Genomic DNA, 1,491 nt, shown 5'->3' on the forward strand with positions numbered 1-1,491 from the left:
CTGTGAGTTCCCTGAGTCAACCTCTATGCCGCCAGAGGCGTGTCCGGGTCCTGTTTGATCTTGTTGCTGGCTCGGTGGATCTCGGGGTCGTAGCAGGTCCCGGTGCGCCAGCAGGCCCACATCACGCGCAGCCAGGATCGGGCGAGAATGCGGGCGGCGTGGGGATGGCGTTTCTTGTCCGCCCGTGCGTCGTTGTAGATCTTCGCGGCCCAGTCGCTGGCGTGCCGACTGTTGTCCGCGTAGCTCACGATGGCCAGTCGGGCGCGTCGGTTGGCCGCGTAGCGGAAGGTCACCACACGGGACTTGCCGGACGCGCGCGTCACGGGCACCACGCCGGTCTCGGCGATGAACTGCTCACTGGTCGTGGAGCGTTCCAGGATCGGTCCGATCTCACCGATGATCTGCCCGAGGTTGATCTTCCCGATCCGGGGCATGGGCGCGAACAGCGACGCGTAGGGGTGGGTGGCGACCGCGTCCGCGATGGCCGCGTCCAAGGCCCGGATCGTGGCCCGGATGCCCTTGACCAGCTGGACCTGGACACGCACCAGCTGTTCGATCACGCCGTCCGCGAGTCGGGAGGCCGGCCGCGGCGCGGACCGGAGGCGGTCGATGAGGACGCTGCCTGGCCTCTTGCCGGAGTAGCCGTGGCGCTTGCACCACGCTTCCAGGCGTCCGGCGGTGAGCTTGGCCGCCGAGGCCGGTGTCGGGTAGCGGTCCAGGAACGCGAGCGCGATGTCGCTGTCCAGGCTGGCGAAGACGGCCTTGCCGCCGGGCCAGTGCGCGTCCAGGAGTGCGGCGAGCTGGTTGACCGCGGCGATGCGGGCTGCGACATGGTCGGCCCGCTGCCGGGTCAGGGCCTGAAGCTCCATCGTGGCCTGCTCGGTGGGCTCCAGCCGGGGCAGGAAATGGCCGTCGGTGCGCAGGTAGTCGGCGAGCTTGAGGCTGTCCCCGGCATCCGTCTTGGCCTTGGAGGCGCCCCAGCGCGGACGCATCGCGTGGAAGGCGTTGGGGTGCACCGGCACCACCGGGTGCCCGGCCGCCAGGAGCCGGTCCACGACCAGGCCGCGAGTGGTCTCGATGGCCACCGGCAGATCCCCCGGATCACCGTACTTCGCCAGCCTGGCGAGTGTCCTGGCGATGCCCTCCTCGGTGTGAGCGAACTCCCAACGGTCCACTCGGGCACCGGAGTTGTCCATGACCGTCACGTCATGGGTCTCGGTCGCCCAGTCCCAGCCGATGTACACGAAAGAAGTACCCCTGTGTCAAGCGCGGAGCACCTGCTCGGTGGTGAGGACGTCTGCCGGGAGCTCATTAATCGGCCCTCTGCGGGGCGTGTCCCTGATGCCGATCAGACGGCCTCGGCCCGGCGGGGCTGGCACAACTCACAGTGGCCGTCACGCAGCGCGCACGCCAAGCCATGCACCCACCGGGACCGAGAGGTCACAACCCTACCCGTGAGGGCTGCAGAAGGGATGGTCCTCTAATGAGCAC

At 68.8% G+C, this 1,491-nt stretch carries 1 protein-coding gene; it reads right to left on the reverse strand.

Annotated elements, in window-relative coordinates; genetic code table 11:
• Positions 1-23: 23 nt before the first annotated feature.
• Complete coding sequence (locus ABZY20_RS37125; protein WP_356447933.1) at positions 24-1,244, reverse strand: IS110 family transposase; 1,221 nt, start codon at positions 1,242-1,244, stop codon at positions 24-26.
• Positions 1,245-1,491: the final 247 nt, after the last annotated feature.

The sequence above is a fragment of the Streptomyces sp. NPDC006624 genome (genome assembly GCF_040611555.1).
Taxonomy (GTDB): domain Bacteria; phylum Actinomycetota; class Actinomycetes; order Streptomycetales; family Streptomycetaceae; genus Streptomyces.